Raw genomic sequence first — 22,100 nt, forward strand, 5'->3', positions numbered from 1 at the left:
GGCTTATCAAGCACCCTGTTGAGTTCTCAAAGAACAACCACACACCATCAGACAACCCACCAGGGCCACCATCCGGGGCATCCGTTCCGTATCCCACACCCGCCGCTCTCGCGCCGGGTACTTTTACTACGTTACCTCACCGTCTGTCCCGTGTCAACCGGTGTGTCCCGGTCCGTCACGCTTCATGCGGTTCGGCACCCGCGATCCGGCGCAGCGGAGATCCGCTTCGCCAGTTCATCGGATTTGGCAGGCCGGCCGCTGCGGTCTCCCGCAAGCTCGCCCGGTGCCCTGCCGGACGTGAACCTTACCCGGTCGGTTTCGCTCCGCCAAATCCGCCTCCTGGCAGATCGGGCGAGCACCACCCGGCCACGTCCGCCGAGGAGTGAACCCCGGAGAACCTGGGCCCTCGCGGATCTGGCTCCCCGGAGGTTTCGCCCCGTTTCGCCCGTTCCGCGCTGGCAGAGAGAAACCTACGCGGCTGGCGGATTGATCGTCAAATCGAGTGGGAGCGGTGCCCGTCACACCTGCACACCGGCCCGGTACGAAGTGGAACGCGACCCCGTCGACGTCGACCCGACGCTCGGGCTTCAGGGCGTACGCCGGCGTGCTGCTTGCCAGGCGCGGACACCGAGCAGGCCGACGGTCGTGCCGATGGCCAACGACGTGCCGATCAGCAATGCATGCACCCACAGGAACCCCGTGGCCGGCCAGTCCCCGACCACCCCGCTGGACCACGACCTCGGGTCGTTCCAGATGGCCAGCGCGAAGCGCGGCCAGATCACCCAGGTCCAGACCCCGACCCCGGTGAGGAAGACCGCCCAGCCCCGCGACAACACCATGGTCGGCGAGTATGCCAGCGGCGCCACCGGGGCGGCTCCAAAGCTGACCGATCGGTACGGTTGACCGCATGAATCCGCCGCTTAGCCGTACCAACGCGGAGGCGCACCTCTACATGGATCTGCACGCCTGTTCGTGTGGGTCGACCCGGTTCCCTCGGCACAGTGCCGTCGTCGCGTTGGCCGACGGCGACCTGGCCAGCCGCTACACCGGCGCCTGTGAAGGCTGCGGCGAGGAACGTGAGTTCGTCTTCCGGCTTGCACCCACGCCGAGCAGTACGGGCGGCGGCTTCCACTACGGCAGCGCCGAACCGTCGCAGCTGCTGGATCCCGGCGAATGGCTACTGGTCGCCGACGCGTACGCCGGATCGGTGCCGGCGGAATCCACCGGCGAGGCCGGTCAGCGGGCTCGGGCCGCGCTCACCCGGGCGGTCGCCGCGCTGGACGAGGTGGCCAAGTTCGCCCCGGACGGGGAAGAAGTCCCTGGTGACGCCTTCGTCAGCGAACGCGGTCGGCAACTGCACCAGCGTGAGCCGGGCCGGTTCCGGCGGGACCGCCTCGCCGCGGTCCGTGACACGTACGCCGAACTGCTGGCGCGGCTCGGCTGAGCGGCTCGGCCCATCGCGCGAAACGAGCCCGCTGACCTGGCTCGAAGCAGCCCGGTGCCGCTCACCGCAGCCCGTTCTCGTGATCGGCGGCAGGGCCGGGCGGGGCGAACTGGGCGGGCGGAAGATGCGCCAGGTCCAGCGGAGTCAGTCGACCGATGAGCTCGGGCATCGACCCGGCCACCGGGCGCAGTTTGCGCTCCCGGGCAACGGATGCGGACGGGCCGGGCGGACCGAGCATGTCCTGCTCGTGCAGAAAACGGATCATGTCGTCGCCCGTCTCTGCCGCCGAGACCAGCAGTAGGCCCCCGGACGGTCTGGCGATCACCAGCCAGTCCCGCGACAGCCATGGATCCCGATGAACGCGCTGCGCGTGCACCAGGTCGAAGGACGGGTACTGCGGGTGCACCCCGAATAGCGGACGTTCCGGCATCAGGGTGAACGGAACGCCGGGAATGTGGTGTTCGACCTCGGGCAGCGCCCCGTTGTTCCGGCGCAGCCAGTCGCGGTACTCCGGCGGTAGCCGGACTCCGAGCGCTGCCTCGACCGACCGGAGTTGGTCCTCGTCGAGTTGGCCGTAGGGGCGTAAGCGCGCCGGTTTCCACAGCCGGCCGGTGGGCGGTTCCGTCGCCTCGTTGTGGTCCACCCGGCGGACGGTGACCTCCCACTCGTCCAGGCTGGACATGTCGAGGTCGGCGAAACGCCAGGTCTCCTCGCCGACCGTAAAGGTCTCGCCGAGCGTCACCTCGTAGGCGGAGTCCGCCTCGTCCCCGGACGGCGTGACGATGATCTCGGCGCGTACGGGCGGCCCGACGTCGACCCAGCGCACCCCGAGCCGAGCCGGTCCCACGATCGCCGTGGCATTGTTCGCGATGACGGCGACATCAGTGAACGAGCGCAACGCTTGTCTCCCGGTTCTCCCGGCTGGGCGCGACGGTGGACCTGGTCAGAACGGCCCGTCCTGGTAGTTGCGGGGGTCGGTGAAGGTGCCGGGCGGCAACATCTGGACCGGCGGCTGATCGTCCAGTTCCTTCGGGGTCAACAACCCGATGAACTCGCCCATCGACCAGGCCACCGCACGCAGCTTCCGCTCCCGTACGGCTGAGCCGGCCGGGCCGGGCGGACCCAGCAGATCCAGTTCGTGCACGAAATAGACGTTTGGGATGCCCGTCAGTGCGGGGATCACCAGCAGCCCACCGAACGGGTTCGCGATCACCAACCAGTCGCGCGAAAACCACGGATCCCGATGTATGCGCTGCGCGTGCACCAGGTCGAAGGGCGGGTACTGGGGGTGCACCCCGAACAGCGGACGCTCGGGCAGCAGCGAGAACGGTTTACCGGGAATGTGGTGCTCGACCTCGGGTTGCGCGCCGTTGTTCCGGCGTAGCCAGTCGCGGTAGTCCGCCGGGAGCGGGTGCCCGAGAGCCGCCTCCACCGACTGGAGTTGTGCCTCGTCGAGCTCGCCGTACGGGCGCAACTGTGCCCGTTTCCAGAGGTGACCGGTGGGCGGCTCCATCGCCTCGTTCTCGTCGACCCGACGGATCTTCACCTGCCAGTCGTTAGCGCTGGTCATGTCGAGATCTGCGAAGCGCCAAGTCTCCTCGCCCACCGGAAAGGTCTCGCCGAGCGTCACCTCGTACCGTGAGACGTCTTCATCCCACTCCGGCATGACCACGATCTCGGCCCGCACTGGTGGCCCGACGTCCACCCAGCGCGCTCCGAGGCGAGCCGGGCCGATGTCGGTGGGGATGTTGTTACGGATGGCGGTTTTCGCGGTGAAAGATCGCAACGGCTGTCCCCTCTGTCCCTGCGGCCGGCATCTTCAGCCGTCGATCATCTCGTGCAGCGCGGATTCCTCCGGCAGCCTAAACCCGAGCACCTCACGGGCGATCCGCTCGGCCTCCCCCCGACCGACGGCCACCGACCTGCCGATGCCAGGCTCTCCGGTGGTGGTCCAGCGAGCCTCCCGCTGGCCGCTTCCCGATGACAGCAGGACGGTCAAGCCGATCACGGTACCGCTACCGTCGAGAAGCGCGAGGTAGCTGATGTCGGCCCGCTCGTCTTCCAGGTCGGTACGGCCGAGGGTGTGTCGGCGCGGCCTGTCGCTCGCCGCCGGCTCCGCCGACCGGGGCACCGGGATCGGCGGCGTCAGCGGCATCGCCTGCGGGGTCGGCGGGACATCCGGGCTCGTCGCCGTGACGGTCTGCGGGGCGCTGCTCGTGCCACCCACGTCGAGGTGGGCGTGGTGAGGCGCCATCAGGTTCAGGAAGTCCCGCACCGGCATTGGCGCGGGATCCTCAACCCCCCACGGGTTGCGCAGTTGCACCAGACCGTTGGCCACCGACACCACCTCGTAGGCGTGCCCGGCGTAAAGCCCGAACGGCAGGGTGGTGAGTCCCGGTGGATAGCTCTTCTCAGGCAAGGTGCCGACGATCACCGGGCTTCCAGCGGCCAGGAGTGCGGCGAGTCGAGCAGCGACGGCGGCTTCCTGCCCTGGCCTGGTATCGAAACGCGACGACCGGCTCGGTGCGCCGGTCAGCTGGGTCATCAGCTCGGCCTGGAGATGGCCGGTGCTGCCGACATGCAGCCGGGCATAGCCGAGCGGAGCCGCCCGATGCGGATCGTCCTTGCTCTGCCAGGCGGTCCAGTCCTGCTGCCAGGCGACGCGACGCTGCATGGTCCACGTCCGGTCGACCGCCGCCAGCGCCTTCTCCAGCACCGATGCCCAGCCCGAACCGTTCCGGGACCGGTCCGCGTAGGCGGATTTGCCGGGAGGGCCGGCCCGCAGCGGCACGTCCGGCCGTACGGTGATCCGGAGGCGCCGTCCGGTGGGAGTCGACGTACCGCCGTGCAGAAGGCTCTCGTGCAGCAGCACGTCGACAGTGCCGTCCGGGTTCGGCTGGAAGAGCTGGGCCAGCGCATCCGGGCGGTGGCCGGCGACAGCGGCCATGGTGGCGAGCATCCCGCAGTCGCCGAGCGCGCCCTGGCGCACCTGCTCGCGCTGCGGCGGGCCGTCGAAGAGTGGCGCCGGTTGCCCGGTCCGCAGATCCAGTGCCTGGCCGTATCCGACCGGGGAGTTCGGGTCGGGGTCGGGCAGGGTGACCCGGTCGGCGACCACGGCCACCTCGCTGCCGCTGACCGACGGCTCGACCTCGATCTCGACATCGACGATGGTGCTGGGATCGGGGGGCAGCATCGCCCGCAGCGCGTCGGTCAACGCGTTCGGGACCAGCGCCATCAGCCGCGCGTCGGTCACGTAGTGGAAGCCGTGGGTGCTGAGCACCGCCATCGCGGCGGGGTTGGATCCGTACGCGGCACGGAAGGCGGCGGCGACCCGGCTGCGGTCCTCGGCCAGCAGTGACCTGCGACCGGCCTCGGTGCTCAGGTCGAACGCGGGGGCCGACCCGGTCAGTGGGAACTCCGGTGCGCCGTCGAGGGTGTAGGGGCGCAGGTCGAAGCGGCCGGTCAGGTCGACGTAGACGCCTTCGGCGGCGAGCCGGTCGGCCAGCCGTGGATCGGTTTGCCGGATGGAGTCCAGTGCGGCCGGCGGCAGGGCGATGACCTGCCCGGCCAGGGCCGGCATCCGGGGCAGCGAGGACTGAGTCTGCTCCCCGTGCACAGCCAGCTCGCGCAGCTTGTTGATGATTTCGGCGGCCGAGGGCGGCTGGAAGTTCGACGCCAGCCGGGCGCGGTAGTCGATCGCCCGGAACCGCTCGACCCGGTTCGGGTCCGGGTTGGCGGCGAGCACCCCGGCCACCGCCTCCGGCGTGATCGTCGGCACGCTCAGCCGGATCACGTGGTGCCACACGTCGGCGGGGAGCAGCGCCAGGCGGGCCGGTGCTTCGGGCGTACCCCAGCGCAGGCCGAGCCGGTCGACCAGCGCGTCGATCTCGCGGCGCAGGAACAGCCGGGTGCTCGGGTCGGAATTCGCGTACCCAGCGGCCAGCAGGCGAAGCTCGGCCAACCGGCCGCGGTCGCGGGCGGTGAGGCCGGCCGGGTCGATCGGTCCTTCGGCGCTGCCCTGGTCGAAGAGCCCGACCTGGGCATGGCCGGTTTCGTGCCGGGCCAGCAACTCGGCCAGCTCGTGGGCCATCGCGCGATCCACCACGGCGTCGGCGGCCCGGTCGGAGACGGTGAGGGTGAAGGTGCCGTCGAGGTTGCGAGTCGTCTGTGCCACCGTCGTGTCGGTGAGCACGCCGGTGCTGACCTGGACCCGCAGCGGTGCCAGACCGCCCGCCCGCACCTCGAAGACGTCCGGGCCGACGGCGACGACCTGGTCCGCGCCGATCGTGTCGGCCAGGGTGGGCAGCACCAGCCGGGCCCGGTCGAGCACCGCCGTCGGATCAGCCGCCGGTCGGCCCTGCCCGTGGAAGTCGGAATCCGGCAGCGCCGCCACACTGCTTTGCGCCACCTCGACGTGCCCGTACCAGGGGCTCATCAGGTCCAGGAAGGCGCGAACCGGCATCGGGGTCGGGTGGCTGGCATTCCACGGGTTACGCAGCTGCACCTCACCGTTCGCCACCGACACGACCTCGTACGCGTGACCGGGGATGAGCCCGTACGGCGGTTTGCCGGGGTACTGGGCGGCCGGCAGGGTTCCGGTGATCACCGGGCTTCCGGCGGCGAGCAGAGTGGCCAACCGGGCTTCGGCCTCGGCCTCCCGGCCGGGCGTCGGATCGAGTTGACTGACGCTGCTGGACAGGCCGGTGAGTTGGGTGAGCAGTTCCACCTGCACCAGCCGGCTGCTGCCGTTGCCCAGGCGGGCGTAGCCGAGCGGGGCGGCCTGGTGCGGGTCCACGCCGGGTCGGGCGCTCCACTGCTGCTGCCAGAGGTCGTGTCGCTGCTGGGTCCAGGTGCGGTCCACCGCCGCGATCGCCTTCTCCAGGAGCGATGCCCAGGAGGTGCCGACCGTCGACTGGTCGGCGTACGCGCTGCGACCGTTCGAGTTGGGGTGCAGCGGCACGTCCGGCCAGACAGTGACCCGCAGTTGGCGTCCGGTCGGGGTGACCGACTGCCCCGGACCGCTCGCCTCGTGCAGCAGCACGTCGACCGAGCCGTCCGGGTTGGGGTGGAACATCCGCGCGATCGTGTCCGGCAGGTGACCCGCGACCGCCCCGATCACGGCAATCATGCCGCAGTCGCCGAGCGCGCCCTGCTGCACGTCCTCGCGGACCGGCGGACCGTCGAACAGCGGTGCCGGCTGCCCCGTCCGGGCGTCGCTCGCCGGACCGTAGACCGGGCCGGGCGTGTTGGGTGAGTCCGGTGGCAGGGTCACCCGGTCGGCCACCGCCCGGGTGTCGCCGGAGGGCCCGTGCGTCGACGCGCTTTGCGCCGGGGTCGGCGGGACGGGGGTGATGCTGCGCAGCACGTCGGTCAGGACGTCCGGTACCAGCCCCATCCACCGGGCGGTGCCCTGGTAGTGGAACTCGTGGTCGGCGAGCAGTGCCGCAGCCTGGTCGCCGCGCAGTTGGCGCAGGGCGGCCCGGGAGCGTTGCCGGTCCTCGTGCAGTTGGGCCTGCCGGCCGGCTTCCGTGCTCAGGTCGAACGCTGGTCGCGCCGAACCGAGGTCGATCGCCGGTACGTCCGCCACCATGTACGGGCGCAGGTCGTAGCGGCCGGTCAGGTCGACGTAGACGCCTTCACGGGCGAGCCGGTCGGCGAGTTGGGGGTCCACCGCCCGGATCCGGTCGAGCTGTGCGGGCGGGATGCCGACGATCTGTCCCGCGAAGGCGGGCATTCTCGGCATGCCGGACTGTGCGTGTTCTGCCTCGACGGCCATTTCCCGCAGTCGGGCGGTCAGTTCCGCCGACTGCGGCACCTGGAAGTCGGGCGCCAGCCGGGACCGGTAGTCGATCATCCGGATCCGCTCGACCTCGGTGAGGGTGGGCGCCCCCGCCAGCACCGCCGAAACCGTCTCGGGGGCGGTCGAAGGCACGCTGAGCTGCATCAGGTGGGCCAGCACGTCGCGCGGGAGCAACGCCCATCGGGCCCGGACGCCAGCGTCACCCACCCGTAGGCCGAGGTCGTCGGCGAGGGCGTCGATCTCGGCGCGTACGGCCAGCCGGCCCAGGGCGTCGGTGGTGGCGTACCCGGCGGCGAGCAGCCGGATCTCGGCGAGCCGGCCGCGATCGTGGGCGGTGAGTCCGGACGCGTCGATCGGACCGCGTACGTTGCCCGGGTCCAGCGGGCCGACCAGCGCCCGACCGGACTCGTTCAGCGCCACCAGCTCGGCCACCTCGTGCGCCAGGGCCCGTACCACCGCATGGTTCGCGGCTCGGTCCGACACGGTGACCGTGAAGGTCCCGTCGGGGTTGCGGACCGACTGGGCCACCACGCCGTCGGCCAACGGCCCGGCGGCGAGCCGCACGGTCAACGGGTACTGCCCGGACGGCCGGATCTCGAACCGGTCGGGGCCGACCGGCACCACCGCGTCCACCTGCGCGTACGGCGCCACCTCCGGCAGCGCGACCCGCGCCACATCCAGCACCGCGGTCGGGTCGGCGGTCGGTCGGCCCAGCCCGTGGAAGGTCGAGCCCGGTACGGCACCGGCGGTGACCGAGCCGGCCGTCGATACGCTGCCGTCATGGCCACGCCCGCCGAGTTGTACGCCGCCATCCTGGCCGACCCCGACGACCTCGACCTGCGCCGGCGTTACGCCGACGCCATCGAGGCCACCGACCCCGACCACGCCGAGGTGATCCGCATCGACCTGGCGGGAGCCCGGCCCGACCGAGCCGCCGCTCTGCGGTACCGGCGAGTCGTCCCGCGTCTCGCCGCGCCGGTCGCCCACCTGCTGGCCGACTGGAAGCTGCGCAACGGACTGGTCGAACTGGTCACCATGACCGCCCGCGTCTTCGTCGACCACGGTGCCGAGGTCTTCGCCCATCTTCCCGTCCGCCACCTGACCCTGGTCGACGCGGCCGGGCTGATGCCGGAAGTCGCCGGCGTCGCCGGCCTGGGGCGTCTGGTCGCCCTCGACCTGAGCAACAACCCGATCGGTGACGACGGGCTCGCCGCGCTGGCCGGCTCCCCGTACCTGGGCCGGTTGCGTTGGCTGGGCCTGGCCAACTGTGGCATCGGGCCGACCGGCGCCGAGACCCTCGCCGCCAGCGGCAACCTCCCCGCCCTGCGCTACGTCGAGATGTGGGGCAACCCCGTCGAGGTCGTCGCCAAGGGCGTCGGGCAGGACATCGACGGCAAGCCCGTCGGGGTCGAGATGCCGCCGCTCGGCCGGGAACTCGACGAGCGGTACGGCCCCCTGCCCTGGCTCGACATCCGGTGGGGTTGGCGGTTGCTGGGCGTTGCCCGCTGGGACGAGGTCTGACGGCGCGGGCGGGGTGTTCAGGTTCGCTTCGGCGACCCGCTGGGCGTGGAACCGGATGCTGGGCGGGATGCCCCGCGAATCGTCCGGCAACGCGGTGGCCTGGTCCACGATCGTCTGCCGAAGGGCCGGGCCCACCTTGGCCAACAGCGGACCGGCCACGCCGGCCCCGCCGAGAACGCGCAACCGGCCGCTGGCGTCGCGCAGGCCCAGCACGTCGGCCGGGCCGTCGTGCGCGGTGGCCGGTCCGTCGAGCGGCGACAGGCTCACCTCGGAGAGCAGGTCGGCGACGCCCCCCGGATATTCGGGCGCCTGACCGATCGAGAAGACCACCCGGTCGTACGCCTGTCGGCTGCCGTCGGTGAACTCCACCAGGAATCCGCCGTCCACCGTGTGGCGCAGGCTGACGATCTCCCGCAACGACTGCTCGGCCTGCTCGCGTACGGAATCGGCGTAGGCACCGACGTCGGGCAGGGTGTTGCGCCGGTTGTAGCCGCCGCCGAAGCTGTACCGCAGCCGCACCTCGGCGTCGTGGACCGGGTCGCCGGTCAACTGGTCGGGCGGCGGCTCCGTGGCCCGGGCCGACCAGTCGACGCTGCTGGCCGGGGAGGCCACGGCCTGCTCGATGTCCCACGCGCCGGAGGCACCCGCACCGAAGACGAGCACCCGGTCACCGGGACGGTAGGCGTCCGCCAGATTCTGCCCGCCGAAGTCGACGGCGGGTGCGGACGGACGGGGGTCGCCGAAGGAGCCGTCCGGGGCGTGACCGAGCCGGGCGCGTACCTCGTCGGAGAGGGTGTCGAGGTCCACCGGTCCGCCGTCGGGGTCGAAGACCCGCCCGGTGGCGGGGTCGACGGCGTAGCCGGAGCTCGGATCGACCACCAGCGGATCGGTCGGCCGACCGGCAAGGTCTGCCAGCAGCGGTGCGGCGGAGCCGTTGGCACCGAGGACGGTCCGTACCGTCGCAGGGAGGGTGTCCGGGTCGACCGGGCTGCCGTCGGGGGCGCGGAACACCGGGGTCGGTCCGGACCGGTCGACCCGGTAGCCGCTCGTCGGGTCGACGTACTGGCCGCCTGCGGTGGCCGGCGCGTTCGGCACCCGGGAGGGCCCAGGCCCGGACGCGACATCGACGGACGCGGTGAAGAACGGCCGCCCGCCAACCGTCACCCGGTAGTTCGCGCCGTCCGGCCACCCCACGGCATCGGCCGGGCGGGGCGTGATCGCCGTCGCCGTGCCCTGGTAGGTCGGCATCCCACTCAACGCCCGCGCCGCACCCACCGCGTCGGCGAAGACGTCGGAGGGGGTGAACTGGGTGCCCTCCTCGGCCAGGTCGGCCGGCTGGAACGGCATCCCGGGAAGCTCCAACTCCGACGGGATCTGACCCATCAGGAGGGCCTGTCGATCCGCCCACGGGTCGTGACCCTGGGACACGCAGAGCACCGGTGGTAGGCCGTGCCCGGTGTCGGCGGCGGCTCCCATGGTGACGAAGTCGGCGGTGGCGGCCCAGCCTCCGCCGATCACCAACCGGCCGAAGACGTGCTCGGGCGCGACGTCCAGAGCCGCGTCCACCCTGGTGGTCAGGGCAAGGTCGGCGGCGTTGCGCAGGGCGGTGGCCTGCTGCGCCCAGGTACGGGCCTCGGCGCGGATCGCCGACTGCGCGGCCCGCAGGTCCGCGACGAGTTGCTGCCTGTCACCGGTCGCCAGGCCGATCAGGTTCTCGACCGTCGGGGCGGCCGGACCCAGGTGGCTCCGGATCAGTTCGAGTCGGGCCTGTGCCGCTTCCGGTCCGACCGTCGGCACGTTGCCACCGAGCCCGTGTACCGCATGTGTCGGGTCCTGCTCCAGCAGACCGGACGCGACGAGCAGGCTCAACGCCTCGGCCTGTAGCTGACCGGCGCGCGCCGGATCGGTGGTCGTGGTGCTGTCGGCGAGGACGACCCGCAGTTCGGCGAGGCGACCGATGTCCCGCGCGGTGAGGACGCGGTTGCCGTCGTACTCGGGTCGGGCGCCCTCGGCGAGCGCGCTGGTGGCGTCGGTACGCAGGTCGACGGCGCGTTCCTGGGCGACCGTGTCCACCTCCGCGAGCATCGCGGACACGGCCCGCCGGACATGGTCCGGGTGTGCGCCGGTGGACACCTGCACCACGGCACCGTCGGCGGTGTACCCGACGGTGGCGACCGGCACGGCCGGTACGCCTGCCGGCGGGTCGGTCAGCTCGATGCGTACTTGGTAGGGGCCGTCCGCCGTGTCCAGGGTGACGGTGGCGGCGGCCGGGTCCACGCTCGCCTGCTCGGGCAGCGGGCCATCGGTCAGCGCCGCCTGCACGGCCTCGGCGGTACGGGCGGGATCGGTGTCGAGCAGCGCACCGCCGAAGGTCGTACCGGCGGCGGCCTGCCGCAGGTCGGGCCCGGCGGAGTCGGTCAGGCCGTCGGTTCCGGTTCGGGCCAGACCTGCCGACCCTTGATCCGGCCCTCGCGTCGAGCCTGGGTGTATTCCTCCATGATCCGCCGAGGGGGCAGGCTGGAGTGCGCCGTGATCACTCCCGTCCGGTCGATGATGTAGCTGCCCTGACCCACGTGCATCCCCGAGTCCCGTTCCTGCTCCGAGAGTCTCTCCCGGGCCAGCCAGCCGAACTCGAACTCCCGAAGCACTATCGGATTCCGGGTCCCCAGCAACTGGCTGATCAGCGTCAGCGCCTCGTCCTCGGTCAACTCGCCCCTCTCCGTCAGGCACCATCATCGCCCAGAGCGCATGGGTGTCCCGCACGTCGGCGGCCGGCATGTCCACCGACGCCGTTCCCGTCTGGGGATCCCACCACACCGGCGCGTCGGCGTCGGCCGGGAAGACGATCACGAAGGCGTGCGAACCGTCGACCTGAGGTTGGCCGTTGCCGTCGAGGACGACGTTGCCGGCGGCGTCGAGCAGCAACCAGTCGGCGACCACGAGCGCCGATGCTCCGGGACCGGCGTCGGCCACCCGCTGGTAGAGGTCGGCGTACTGGGCGGCCACCGCGTCGGTACGGGACGACAGGTCGGTGGGCAGATCGTCCGGGCCCCCGGTCCACTGCCCGCCGATCCACGCCTCGGCCCGCTCCAACCCACCGCGCTCGCCGGAGAGCCGGTCGATCGAGCCGTCGTCCAGCCGATCCGGCCAACGTGGCCGCGACACCTGCGGATCACCGTGGAAGCTGGCCAACGCCGACAGCGAACTGTCCAGGCAGTTGTTGCCCCGACCTGGCTGGTCCGGCCCACCGTCGTTGACCAGCCGACCGTACGGATGGGTGGACGGGTCGGCGAACACGGCGTACCCGTGCGGGGTGACCAGGCTCGCGGCCAGGTCATCGTGGAAGCGGGCGTCCTCCAGCGGCGCCAACTCGCCCGGCCCGAACCGCCGGCTCTCCTCGAGCGACGGCGCGGGCCCTGCGGTCAGGTCGCCTGGCGGCAGATCTCCGTCAACTCGGCTTCCGTCGGCAACGGCACCGTCGTGAAGTGCGCCGCCTGGCGTTCCGCGGTCACCCGATCGACCCGCTCGATCTCGTGACGTTCCGGATTCGCCCAGAGGATCGCCGCCGCCACGTCCGGGCGAAACGTCCAGGCGCCCGTCGGACGGTCCCAGATCACCGCCTGGGTCGGCCCCGCGCTCTCCGCCTCCACGATCAGGTTGACCGGCGGGCCCGCCGGGTCGTCCGGTCTCCGGAGGAGGAAGTAGCCGAACGTCAGCGCCGCCATGCGGGCCCCCCATCAGGTCAGGATCCAGACCGGGCAGGTCGGACGCCGTCAATCCTCGCGCGGCGAGCACGTCGGCGAACGTCTGGCCCTGCTGCCCGAGCCAGTCGAGGTACGACTGGCGAATACTCGCCTGCCGGGGTGACGACATCCACTTCGCGAAGCTGGTGTTCTTCGGTGTGTCGAACCGCGCGGTGTCCATCCCGCCCGGCATGCTCGCCGCGATGCCGTTGGCCTTGTTGATCGCGAGGATGTCGAGAAACGCGTTCACCCGGGCGCCGGGCGACTGCGCCGGATCACGCATGACCTCGTACGGCCCGTGGGTCTGCTTGCCGATCGCGTAGCTGGTCGCCGTCGGGAACTGCAACTCGAAGGTGCGCCCGGTCGGCGAGGTCAGGGTGCAGTTCAGCCCGAAGAACCGGTTACCCGGGTGCCAGAAGTTCTTCAGGTCGGTGACCTGATAGCCCTGCTCCTCCAACGACGACAGGACGGCGTCCACCGACGGGCCGTACGCCTCGGTCTCCGGCCCCCGTACCGAGAACCGCACCACGTCGTTGACGGTGTCCAGCGCGGAGCCGAGGTCGTAGCCGAGCGGTTCCAACTCGGTACGGAACTTGCGGGCCAACGACTCGGCGCCCTTGACGCGGTGCTGCTCGCCGAGCGTGCTCAGCGCGTCCGGTCCGGTCAGCCCGAGTCGGGCGTTCACCTCGGCGTTGACGCCGTGCAGGTCGGCCAGGATCTGGTCGGCGTCCCGCTGCGCGTCGGCGAGCGCGTCGTGCAGGGTCGCCTGATCCGACTCCGCGAGCCCGTCCAGGTAGGGGCTCGCCGACGGATCACCCTCCGGCGTCGAGGCGCCGGAGTCACTCAGGCCGTCGGATCCGGTACCGGCCAGACCTACCGGCCGGTTATCCGGCCCTCCCGGCGTGCCGCCGCGTACCGCTTCACCGGGTTGTCCGTCCCCAGCAGCCTGGTCATCAGCTGCCGGGCTTCGTCTTTGCTCATCGACATGGCCGGGCTGCACCTCCATCGACCACAGGTTGTGCGTCAGTCCTACATAGTCACCAGGCACCGGATCGGTGGTGGTGCTGGCAAGTTGCGGATCCCGCCACACCGGCCCGTCCGCGTCCTGCGATGTCGAGTCGGGCGGCACTGATGGCTGGGTTTCGGTGTCCGTCGTCGATGGACGGTGCGGGTCGCCCTCGGCGTCGAGCACGATCGACCAGACGTTGCCCGGCTCGCCGTGCACCGGGTCGGTGTCGGAGATGAGCTGGTTCTGACCGTCGAGCCAGATGATGGTGCCGTCGTGGTTGACCGCATTCCAGGTGTGTGCGCCGTTGCCGTCCGGACGAGTGGTGATGATCAGGGCCGCCGAGCCGGGTCCGGCGGTACGGAGCGCGTCGGCGACCGCCTCCAGCCCGGCCGTGCCGGTGCCCTGGTGGGCGAATTCGCTGCGCAGCGCCTGCTCCTGCCGCGCCGTGCTGCCCAGCTCCACCTCGGCCGAGGCAGCGGTCGGCGCCGCCACCTCTGGCCGACCGAACCAGGTGGCCAGCACGGAGAGCCCGACGTCCGCACAGTTGTTGTCCCGCCCTGGGACGGTCGGACCGCCGTCGTTGACCAACCCCGCCCACTGCCCGACGCGCGGGTCCGGATGGACCAGCGGTCGACCGGTCGCCGGGTCGCGCGGCACGGCCGCGTCGAGTGCCTGCTGGTCGGCCTGGTCCGGAGGGACGAGGCCGTCGGGGTGGCCGTACGGCCGGCTGTCGTTCAGCGGCAGGCCGTTACCCACCACACCCGGGACCGGCGGCAGGTAGGTCTGGGTGTCCCGCTGCGGGTCCGCGACCGGCTCGATGGCGAACTGCGGCAGGAAGTGTGCGCAGGAACGGCAGGGCGGCCGGTGGTGCCCCAGGTCGTAGACGATGTCGTTCTGTCGAGCCGGTTTGACCTGATGAGTAAGGATTTTGGCGCCGTTGAAGGCGTCCAGCGCGTACTGCTCGAAGCGGCCGGGCTCGCCCGCGTCGCGCCACTGCGCTTCGAGCCGGTAGAGCTGGTCCGAAACCAGGGCCACCTCGGCGCACTTGCCGTGCCCGCTGCCGGTCCCGTCCGGCAACGCCGCCTTCGTGCGGTCCAGCGCTGCCTGCGCGAGCGGGTGCACGGACGGCTGGGTCGGCGGCTTGGTGCCTTTGTCCGCGGTCATGCTGGTGTGCGTGGTGATGCCACCGTCGGGCATCAGCAGGGCACCGGACGTGCCGGGCTGCTTGGCCCGGGAGATCGTGCCGTCCTTGACCGCCCGCCGGGCGCTCTCGGCGAGGGTCCGTGACGCCTCGATCAGGGCCCGCTCCGCCTCCGGGCCCGTGGGGTCGCCGTCGACGGCCGTGGGGTCCAGCTGCCAACTGTGCGTACCACGCCCGGTCGGTCCTTCGGAGCGGCGAAGGCTGTCCGGGTTCACCGGTCCCCGGTCGGTGCCCGGCACGGCCGGATCACCAGGCTGGAGCGTCCCCGTGCTGACCGGTGCCGCGATGACGACCGGCCCACCGGTCGCCGACCGGTCGGCCGGATCCGCCCGGTCCGCCGCCGGGTCCGGGGCACCGTTCGGGGACCCGGGGGTCACGTCCGCACCGAGTACCGGGGATGCAGGGGCAACGTCCGCATCGGTGACCGGGGACGCAGGGGTGTGGCTCGGGTCGGTACTCGCGGGCGCGGGGGTGACGTTCGCCGTGGCGCCTGCCGTCTCGGTCGGCACGGTCGGCTCGACCGATGGGCCGGTGTCGGGCTGCGTGACCGGGGTGGCGTTGGGCGGCGGGGCCAGCGAGATCGAACCCGCCGAGTTCGCGGCCGTGGTGTTGGCCGGTGCCCTCGGAGCCGGCGCGGGTTGCGTACCGCTGGGCGCGGCGGTGGTGGGCGTACCGGGCGCCGAGGTCGACGGAGTGGGGGCAGAGGTCGACGGAGTGGGCGCGGAGGTGGACGGGGTGGGGGCGGAGTTGCCGGCGGTCGGCACGACGGTTGCCGGCGCCGGGTTCAACGTGGTGGTCGGTGTGACGTTTCCCGAGGTCGGTCCCGCCACAGCGCCGACGGGTGGTGCACCGGGCAGCATCGCGGGGGCGACGTCCGCAGCGAGCGGGTCAGCCCCGGTGACGGCCGGGCCGCGCGTGCCGTCGACGCTCGTACCGACGCCGCCGGTGTCCAGAACCGGGCCCGCGCCGACGGTACGACCGGGCGAGGCGTCGCCAGGCACACCTCCGGCGTTACCGGCCGACGTGTCGGCAGGCGAACCCTCGGCCCGGTCGCCCGTGGTGTCGGCTGGGGAACCTTGAGCCCGGTCACCCGTGGTGTCGGCCGTCGTGTCCTGGGTCCCGGCGGCTGTCCGCTCGGCCGGCGGCCCGCCGTCGACCCGGTCCGCTGGGCCGTTCTGGTCGGTCGAACCGGACGCGGGGCGCTCGGTGGTGGGCGCCTCGCTGACCGGTGTCCCCGGGTCACCCGCGTCGCTGTCCCGGTTCCCGTCCACGGCCGGCTCGGCCGCTGCCGGGGTGCCCTCGGTCGGTACCCTGCCGCCGGTCGTGGCCGCGTCGTCGCGCGGGGGCGCGGCGCTGCTCTCGTCGCCGCGGGACGTGGTCTCGGTGGCATTCGGGTCGGTGGCGCCGCTGGCCAGGTCCACGTCGCCGGTCGTCGTGGTTGGTCCGCCGGTCGAGGTGGCGCCGTCGGCAGGCGCCGTGACGGTCGGATCGGTCGTCGCCGGCGCGAGGCTGATCGAGCCCGAGCCGCTCTGCGGTACGGTGCCGCCGGGCTGACCCGTACCGATGTCGGTGTCGGTGGTTCCGCGGCCGGAACCGCCGGACGAACCTCCGTCCGCGCTGGTGGCACCACCGGTGCTGCCGAGGTTGCCGAGGTCCACGCCGCCGACACCGAGCGACGGATCGATCCCCGCTCCGAGGCCCGCGCCCGGGGTGGTCGAGACGTTCAGCCGGTCGAGGCCGAGGTTGGTGACCTTCGCCGCCATGTTGCCGGTGGCACCGCCGGCGAGGGTCGCGCCGGTGCGGCCGGCACCGCTGGCGAAGCCGCCGAGGAAGGCGTCCGCACCGGGGAGTGCGAACTGCTGGTTGACGCTGGCGTTGGCGAGCACGCTCGCGGCGGGTGAGATGAGTGCGTTCTGGGCACCCGAGGCGATGCTGGTGCTGCCCCAGCGCACCAGGCCGCTGCCCGGGAAGGACAGCCGGGACGGGCTGAACGAGAACGGCATCCGGGGAGCCGCCCGCCGGCCCGCCCAGTTCATGCCGGAACCGAGCACCGCGCCGTACGCACCGCCCACACCCGCGGTGAGCGTCCGCTTGCCGTCCCACTCACGCCGTTCGCCGCTGCGCATCTGGTAGGCCTGCGCACCGACGTCGATGATCAGCTCTTCGCCGATCTCCTCCAGCAGTTCCAGACCGAGCCGGTTGAGGCCCTGCCGGAAGCCCTGGCTCGTGACGATCTGCCCGACCTTCGTCCCGGCGGCCCGCAGCGCCGCCTGCATTCCCGCCCGGGTGAGCAGCTGCCGTCCCATCTGGGCGATCAGCCGCCGGAAGGCGACCGTGACGGCCTGCCGACCGGCGGCCAGGATGCCGGGGATCGCGCCCGCCGAGACGCCGCCGAGCCAGGCCATCAGCAACGCGACGAACACCGCGATGACGGTGATGATGACGGCGATCAGCACCGTCAGTTTGGCGTACTCGATCTCCAGAGCCGCCTGGTCGCAGCCGGCTGCGTACGCGGCGGCGATCTCCTGGATCAGTGGCAGGCCGGTGTTCGGGTCGACGCCGATTTGGTTCCACAGTCCACCGAACGCCTCACCAGCCCCGCCACCCCAGCTCTGCAGGATCTTCATGACCGCCGGGTCGGCCTCGGTCAGCGTCTCGCTGACCAGATCGGCCAGTGCCTGCCAGGCATCGGCCAGCTCGCGCATGCGGTCCTCGTCGCCGGTGGGCCACGCCTCACCGGCGCTGACCCAGCAAATGGCGTCCCAGACCCAGCCGTACTCGCCCAGCGAGTGTTTCGGATTGGGTACCGCCACCCCGTGCGCCCCTTTGTCCGATGTCGATCGTCGCCCGGTGAACCGTTACTTGCCGTCGCCCCCGAACAGCGTCTTGACCATGTCGTCGACGTCGACGGTGCCCTCCACGGCACCCTTGACCGTGGGACCCATCTGCTCGACCACGGGCACGATGTCGCCGGTCAGGTCGAGGACCTTCTGCGCCGGCTGGTCACCGTCGAGGTAGCTCTTGTTGAACGCCTTGCCCGGCTCGTCGTCGCCCCACGGCCGGGCACCGTTGAGCGTGTTGATGGTGCTGGCGAGGCCCCGCCAGCGGGCGGCCAGTTGGGCACCGGCGGCGCTGAGCGTGTTGGCGCCGTCCAACGCGGCATCCGGCTTGACGAACGTCTCGCGAAGCTCGGTCATCGCTTGTCCTCCCCGGGCAGGTCACTGTCCAACTGGCGGAAGATGCCGTCGAGGTCATGGTCGATGTAGGCCTGGAACTGGCTGTCCGGAACGTACGGTCGGAGCAGCCGCTCGACGTCGGCCATCGCCTTCGCGGTCGCGCGGCGGATGGTCTCGGTCACCGTAGCGGACAGCTCCTTGGAGTTCGGCCGCCGATAGATACGCGGGTCGAACTCGACCTTCGTCACCTGGCCGCGCGGCCCGACGGTCACAGTGACCAGACCGTCGTCAGAGGTGACCGTCGCCTCCACAGCCTTGAGCTGCTGTTGAAGGTCACCGACCCCGGAGCGCATCCGCTCGAACTGGGCCATCAGCTCGTCGGCGCGAGCGCGCAGCGCCTGTACGTCCACGGCGTGTCCTCCCCGTCGCGCGCCAGCCCGTGACGACTTGACCATACTGAATGTGCGCGAGATCAGGGATGGGCGACCGGTCGTTAGGATTCACCAGCACCGGCCGACCGGAGGTGAGCACGCATGGCCCACAACCGTCCTATGGCGGCATTCGCTCTGGTGGGCGCGGTGCTGACCACGGCACTGGCGGTTCCCGCTCCGGCGCTGGCCCAGGCCGCTCCGGCGATCTGTCAAAATCCGAGCGATCCCGGCGAGGTCAACACCGAGACACCCTGGCACCAGCGGTGGCTCGCGCCGCAGCGGGTGTGGCCGTTCAGCACCGGAGCCCAGGTACGGGTCGCCGTGATCGACTCCGGTACCGACAGCAGCCATCCACAGTTGGTCGGGCGGGTCGCCAGCGGTTTCGACGCGCTGCGTGGTGCACCGGGCGGCGACGTGGACTGCGTCTCGCACGGTACGGCGGTCGCCAGCATCATCGTCGCCGCCCGGCAGGAGGGCGTGGGCTTCCACGGCCTGGCGCCGGACGCCACGATCGTGCCGATCCGGGTCAGCGAACGCAACGCCAACGAGAGCGCAGACACTGCCGGCGCCACCGTCAGCGGCGCGGTCTTCGCCCAGGCGATCACGCGCGCGGTCGACGACGGCGCCGACGTGATCAACATGTCGGTGACGCTCTACCGCCCGGACCCGGACGTGCAGCGAGCGATCCGGTACGCGGTCGACAACGACGTCGTGCTGGTCGCCGCCGCCGGCAATCGGCATCAGGACGGCGCCCGGCCCGACCCGGTGCCCTACCCCGCCGCCTACGAGGGGGTGATCGGTGTGGGCGCCATCGACCAGAACGGCGCCCGGATCCGGCAGTCCCAGGTCGGGTCGTACGTGGACATCGTGGCGCCGGGTGGAGCGGTGGTCGCCGCCACCAGGCTGACCGGCCACGCCGCGTACGACGGCACCAGCTTCGCCACTCCGATGGTCAGCGCGACGGCCGCGCTGATCCGAGCGGCGGAGCCGGGCCTGTCGGCGAAGGACGTCACCCGGCGGATTCTGGCCACCGCCGACCCGGCCCGGGGCGACGCGTCACGCGGCTACGGCAGCGGAGTGGTCAACCCGTACCGAGCGGTCACCGAGCGGCTGACCACCGCGAAGCCGGTGACCCAGCCGCCGCTGCCGGAGGTGCCTGAGGACGCGGCGGCACAGGCTCGCGCCGAACGCTGGGCACTGTCCGGTCGGCTGGCCCTCTGGATCGGTCTGGGTCTGGCCACGCTCGCGATCGGCGTGGCGGTGCTGGCGGCACTGATGCCGCGCGGTCGACGCACCCGGTGGCGACCCGCCCGACCCGCCGCGTCCCCGGCCGCTCAGCCGGAGATCGACGAGCCCGAGGAGGCGTTCTTCCGGGTGCCGACCTCGACGTCGCGCGGCTGACGGCGCCACCGGCGCAACCCCGTCGCCCCGACCGCGCCCGCTCCCCGCCACCAGGGCGGACGACCGGCAGAGCAGACCGGCGGCAGACCGACCGGCAGAGCAGACGACGATGGCCCGGCGATCCGCCGGGCCATCGGGTAGAGCGGTTGCGACTCAGCCGCCGAACTTGGCTCGGTTGGCCGCCTCGCGGGCCTGCATCTTGCCCGCCGACTCGCGCAGCGCCCGCTCGATCCTGCCGAGCAGGTCACGCAGGTCGTTGGCGGCCGACTCCCACTCGCGCTGACGCTGGAAGTACGCCTCGCGGGCGTCGCCGTCCCAGGTGGCCAGCAGCGGGGCGATGCCCGACTTGAGGCCCTCCAGCTCGCTGGTCAGGTTCCGGACCGAACTGCCGCAGCTGTCGGCCGCCGCGTTCAGACCGGCGAAGTTGTACCGGATTTCCATCGTGATTCCCCCCGTCAGAGCTTCAGTGCCGCGGTGATCTGGCCGGCGGTCGCACCGGCGCTGTCCATGTCGGCCCGAATCTCCTCGTCGCTGACGTCGTAGTCCTTACCGGCCGAACCGACGGCCTCGGCGATCGCGCGCAGCGCGACGTTGAGCCGGGCCATGTCCTGGTCGAACCGCTCACGAACCTGCTGGAACGAACCCGCGCCAGCGCCCTTCCACTGGTCGTAGAGCGGCGCGAGCTGGTCCATCAGCCCGTTGAGGTTGCTGGTGAGCCGATCGGCGACGGCATCGACGTCACCCTCGGTCTTCAGCATCAAGCCGGTGTCGGTACGCATCGACATGGCGGAAGTCACCCCCGTCCTCGTTGGATCGCCCCGCGTCGCCCGGGGGCGGTCTTTCAGTCGGCGCTTACGCACCATCGTCGCTCGAAACGGTATCGGGTCGCATCCAGCCCGCGCTAGCCGTTGACCAGGCTGCGGTTCCATTGTGGCTGGTGATCGTCACTCCGGGTCGAGGGCCTGCTTCGCGGTCGTCGGATCGAGCGCCGGCCCGGCGGGCAGGCGAACCACCAGGCTGGCGGGCAGGCGTACCGGCTGCACTCCCGAGTAGCCGAGCATCGCCGGCACGCCCTCCGAGGCCAGCGGGTAGCGGTAGCCCAGATCGGTGACCAGATTGAGGGTGCCGCCGGCCTGGTCGGGCGAGGAGAGCGCGGCGACCAGCACACCGTAGCCGGGCTCGATGACGACCCGGTCGGCCAGCGGGACGCCGCTGCCGGTCTGCTCCCGGGTGCGCACCGGCTCACGTACCGGCTCGACCTGAGCGTCGAGCAGCACCGTCGGCTCGTCCTGACCGGGCTGGTAGGCGGCGCAGACGGCCGGATCGCTGCCACTGAGCCGGGCGATCTCGGGTCGCTGCTCCGGTGCGCGGTGCCGCCCCTGCTGCGGTGCCGACGCCTTGGGCGCAGCGGCGGCCGTGCCGGCGGCGAGTTCGATCGGGACCGGCTTCGTACCGTCCAGGTACGCGGCCTGCGTCTCGCCGTCGGCCAGCAGGACATCCGCCTGGACGGGGGTGATCGGGACCAGCCGCTCCCGCTCGACCACGTAGTACTGACGGCTGTCGTTCTGGCTCTTGACCACGTAGACCTGACCGACCCGGGCCTCCGGCAAGGCCGTGGAGGGAGCACCACGTTCGGCCACCCGTCGGGGAGTGATCGGCTCACCGGCGGGCAGCGCGTTCAGCCACGCCCCGCCGACCTCCACCACCGGCTCGGCGGTCATCACCAGACCTTCCAGCACGACCTTCTCGTTGCGGATCTCGTACCGGTGGTCGCGCCAGACCAGATGCAGGCGCTTGGTCTTGCGGTCGCGTACCAGCAGCGCGGCGTCGCCCGGTTCCCGGCCGCCGCTGGGGGCCCGGCCGACGGTGAGCACGGTGGTGGCGACGACTCCGCCGGCCGCGTCCCGGGCGGGCTGGGTGCACAGGGTCCACGGGCCGTCCAGGATGCGGCCCGGTGCCGGCAGCGCGTCCGGCGCATCCGGGATGCCGATGCGGGGACCGCGGGGCGTGCCGACCAGCGAATTACGGGACACCGAAACCGTCGGTGCGGCCGACTCCATGGCCAACAGGGCGGAGGCGTAGTTCACCACCGGATGCAGCCGGCCCTCCCGATACAGGTACCGGGTGCCGGTCTCCTTCTCCAGGATGACCCCGGCGCCGTCCTTCCACTTGGTCGCCCCACCCGGGCGCAGCAGCCCGTACACGCCCACGGCCGCCAGGCAGAGCACCGCCACCATGACGCTGGCGAAGCCGGCACCACCCAGCCGGCGGAACGGCGCCGCCTCCGGGTCCGGCTCGCGCGCCACCAGGGCGGAGGTCATCCGCTGCACGAAGAACTGGTACGACTGGACCTGGTCCCGCCGCGACGGCATGG

Annotated in this window: 12 protein-coding genes and 1 pseudogene; 3 read left to right on the forward strand and 10 right to left on the reverse strand. The window is 71.9% G+C overall.

The window, feature by feature from the left end; genetic code table 11:
- Positions 1–587 precede the first annotated feature (587 nt).
- Positions 588–866, reverse strand: coding sequence for a hypothetical protein (locus AB0M35_RS27190; protein ID WP_363748835.1), 279 nt, complete (start codon positions 864–866; stop codon positions 588–590).
- A 41-nt stretch (positions 867–907) separates the two neighbouring features.
- Here AB0M35_RS27190 and AB0M35_RS27195 point away from each other — a divergent pair, with 41 nt between their 5' ends.
- On the forward strand, positions 908–1,444 hold the full coding sequence (locus AB0M35_RS27195; protein ID WP_363748837.1) for a hypothetical protein: 537 nt from the start codon (positions 908–910) through the stop codon (positions 1,442–1,444).
- Between the two features lie 61 nt (positions 1,445–1,505).
- Here AB0M35_RS27195 and AB0M35_RS27200 read toward each other — a convergent pair whose 3' ends face one another.
- From AB0M35_RS27200 to AB0M35_RS27210, 3 genes are read right to left on the reverse strand one after another with little or no spacing between them, the layout of a single operon-like run.
- Positions 1,506–2,342, reverse strand: a complete 837-nt coding sequence (locus tag AB0M35_RS27200) for a DUF6406 domain-containing protein (RefSeq protein ID WP_363748839.1) — start codon at positions 2,340–2,342, stop codon at positions 1,506–1,508.
- Between the two features lie 45 nt (positions 2,343–2,387).
- Positions 2,388–3,230, reverse strand: coding sequence for a DUF6406 domain-containing protein (locus tag AB0M35_RS27205; RefSeq protein WP_363748841.1), 843 nt, complete (start codon positions 3,228–3,230; stop codon positions 2,388–2,390).
- A gap of 33 nt (positions 3,231–3,263) precedes the next feature.
- The gene (locus AB0M35_RS27210) at positions 3,264–8,327 is read right to left on the reverse strand and encodes a C2 family cysteine protease (protein WP_363748894.1); all 5,064 of its coding nucleotides are present in this window, start codon (positions 8,325–8,327) and stop codon (positions 3,264–3,266) included.
- A gap of 42 nt (positions 8,328–8,369) precedes the next feature.
- On the opposite strand from AB0M35_RS27210, the gene AB0M35_RS27215 reads away from it, so the two are divergent.
- Positions 8,370–8,765 (forward strand): hypothetical protein, encoded by a 396-nt coding sequence (locus AB0M35_RS27215; RefSeq protein WP_363748896.1) that lies wholly within the window; start codon positions 8,370–8,372, stop codon positions 8,763–8,765.
- Positions 8,766–11,570: 2,805 nt separating this feature from the next.
- Here AB0M35_RS27215 and AB0M35_RS27220 read toward each other — a convergent pair.
- From AB0M35_RS27220 to AB0M35_RS27230, 3 genes and pseudogenes are all read right to left on the reverse strand, one after another.
- Positions 11,571–17,423 (reverse strand): annotated as a pseudogene (locus AB0M35_RS27220) (toxin glutamine deamidase domain-containing protein); the annotation flags it as partial.
- A 153-nt stretch (positions 17,424–17,576) separates the two neighbouring features.
- Positions 17,577–17,915, reverse strand: a complete 339-nt coding sequence (locus AB0M35_RS27225; RefSeq protein WP_363748842.1) for a hypothetical protein — start codon at positions 17,913–17,915, stop codon at positions 17,577–17,579.
- Positions 17,912–18,349 carry a YbaB/EbfC family nucleoid-associated protein gene (locus AB0M35_RS27230; protein ID WP_363748843.1) on the reverse strand — a complete coding sequence of 146 codons (438 nt, stop codon included), beginning with the start codon at positions 18,347–18,349 and terminating at the stop codon, positions 17,912–17,914. The genes AB0M35_RS27225 and AB0M35_RS27230 overlap by 4 nt, the downstream gene beginning before the upstream one ends.
- A gap of 96 nt (positions 18,350–18,445) precedes the next feature.
- Between AB0M35_RS27230 and mycP the strand changes: the two genes are divergently transcribed.
- The gene (mycP, locus tag AB0M35_RS27235) at positions 18,446–19,726 is read left to right on the forward strand and encodes a type VII secretion-associated serine protease mycosin (protein ID WP_363748845.1); all 1,281 of its coding nucleotides are present in this window, start codon (positions 18,446–18,448) and stop codon (positions 19,724–19,726) included.
- A gap of 153 nt (positions 19,727–19,879) precedes the next feature.
- Here mycP and AB0M35_RS27240 read toward each other — a convergent pair whose 3' ends face one another.
- From AB0M35_RS27240 to eccB, 3 genes are all read right to left on the reverse strand, one after another.
- A complete protein-coding gene (locus AB0M35_RS27240) occupies positions 19,880–20,167 on the reverse strand; it encodes a WXG100 family type VII secretion target (protein ID WP_363748847.1) in 288 nt (95 codons plus the stop codon).
- A gap of 14 nt (positions 20,168–20,181) precedes the next feature.
- On the reverse strand, positions 20,182–20,511 hold the full coding sequence (locus AB0M35_RS27245; protein ID WP_013736416.1) for a WXG100 family type VII secretion target: 330 nt from the start codon (positions 20,509–20,511) through the stop codon (positions 20,182–20,184).
- A 159-nt stretch (positions 20,512–20,670) separates the two neighbouring features.
- Positions 20,671–22,098 (reverse strand): type VII secretion protein EccB, encoded by a 1,428-nt coding sequence (gene eccB / locus AB0M35_RS27250; RefSeq protein WP_363748848.1) that lies wholly within the window; start codon positions 22,096–22,098, stop codon positions 20,671–20,673.
- Positions 22,099–22,100 lie beyond the last annotated feature (2 nt).

Source organism: Micromonospora sp. NPDC051196 (assembly GCF_040682415.1).
Taxonomy (GTDB): Bacteria; Actinomycetota; Actinomycetes; order Mycobacteriales; family Micromonosporaceae; genus Micromonospora.

Bases quoted from the DNA above. Each gene is read 5' to 3' on its own strand.
- AB0M35_RS27195 (WP_363748837.1), top strand. From the start codon at position 908: ATGAATCCGCCGCTTAGCCGTACCAACGCGGAGGCGCACCTCTACATG.
- AB0M35_RS27210 (WP_363748894.1), bottom strand. From the start codon at position 8,327: ATGGGCGAAGACCTCGGCACCGTGGTCGACGAAGACGCGGGCGGTCAT.
- AB0M35_RS27215 (WP_363748896.1), top strand. From the start codon at position 8,370: ATGCCGGAAGTCGCCGGCGTCGCCGGCCTGGGGCGTCTGGTCGCCCTC.
- AB0M35_RS27225 (WP_363748842.1), bottom strand. From the start codon at position 17,915: ATGACCGAGCTTCGCGAGACGTTCGTCAAGCCGGATGCCGCGTTGGAC.
- AB0M35_RS27230 (WP_363748843.1), bottom strand. From the start codon at position 18,349: ATGGTCAAGTCGTCACGGGCTGGCGCGCGACGGGGAGGACACGCCGTG.
- mycP (WP_363748845.1), top strand. From the start codon at position 18,446: ATGGCGGCATTCGCTCTGGTGGGCGCGGTGCTGACCACGGCACTGGCG.
- AB0M35_RS27240 (WP_363748847.1), bottom strand. From the start codon at position 20,167: ATGGAAATCCGGTACAACTTCGCCGGTCTGAACGCGGCGGCCGACAGC.
- AB0M35_RS27245 (WP_013736416.1), bottom strand. From the start codon at position 20,511: ATGTCGATGCGTACCGACACCGGCTTGATGCTGAAGACCGAGGGTGAC.
- eccB (WP_363748848.1), bottom strand. From the start codon at position 22,098: ATGCCGTCGCGGCGGGACCAGGTCCAGTCGTACCAGTTCTTCGTGCAG.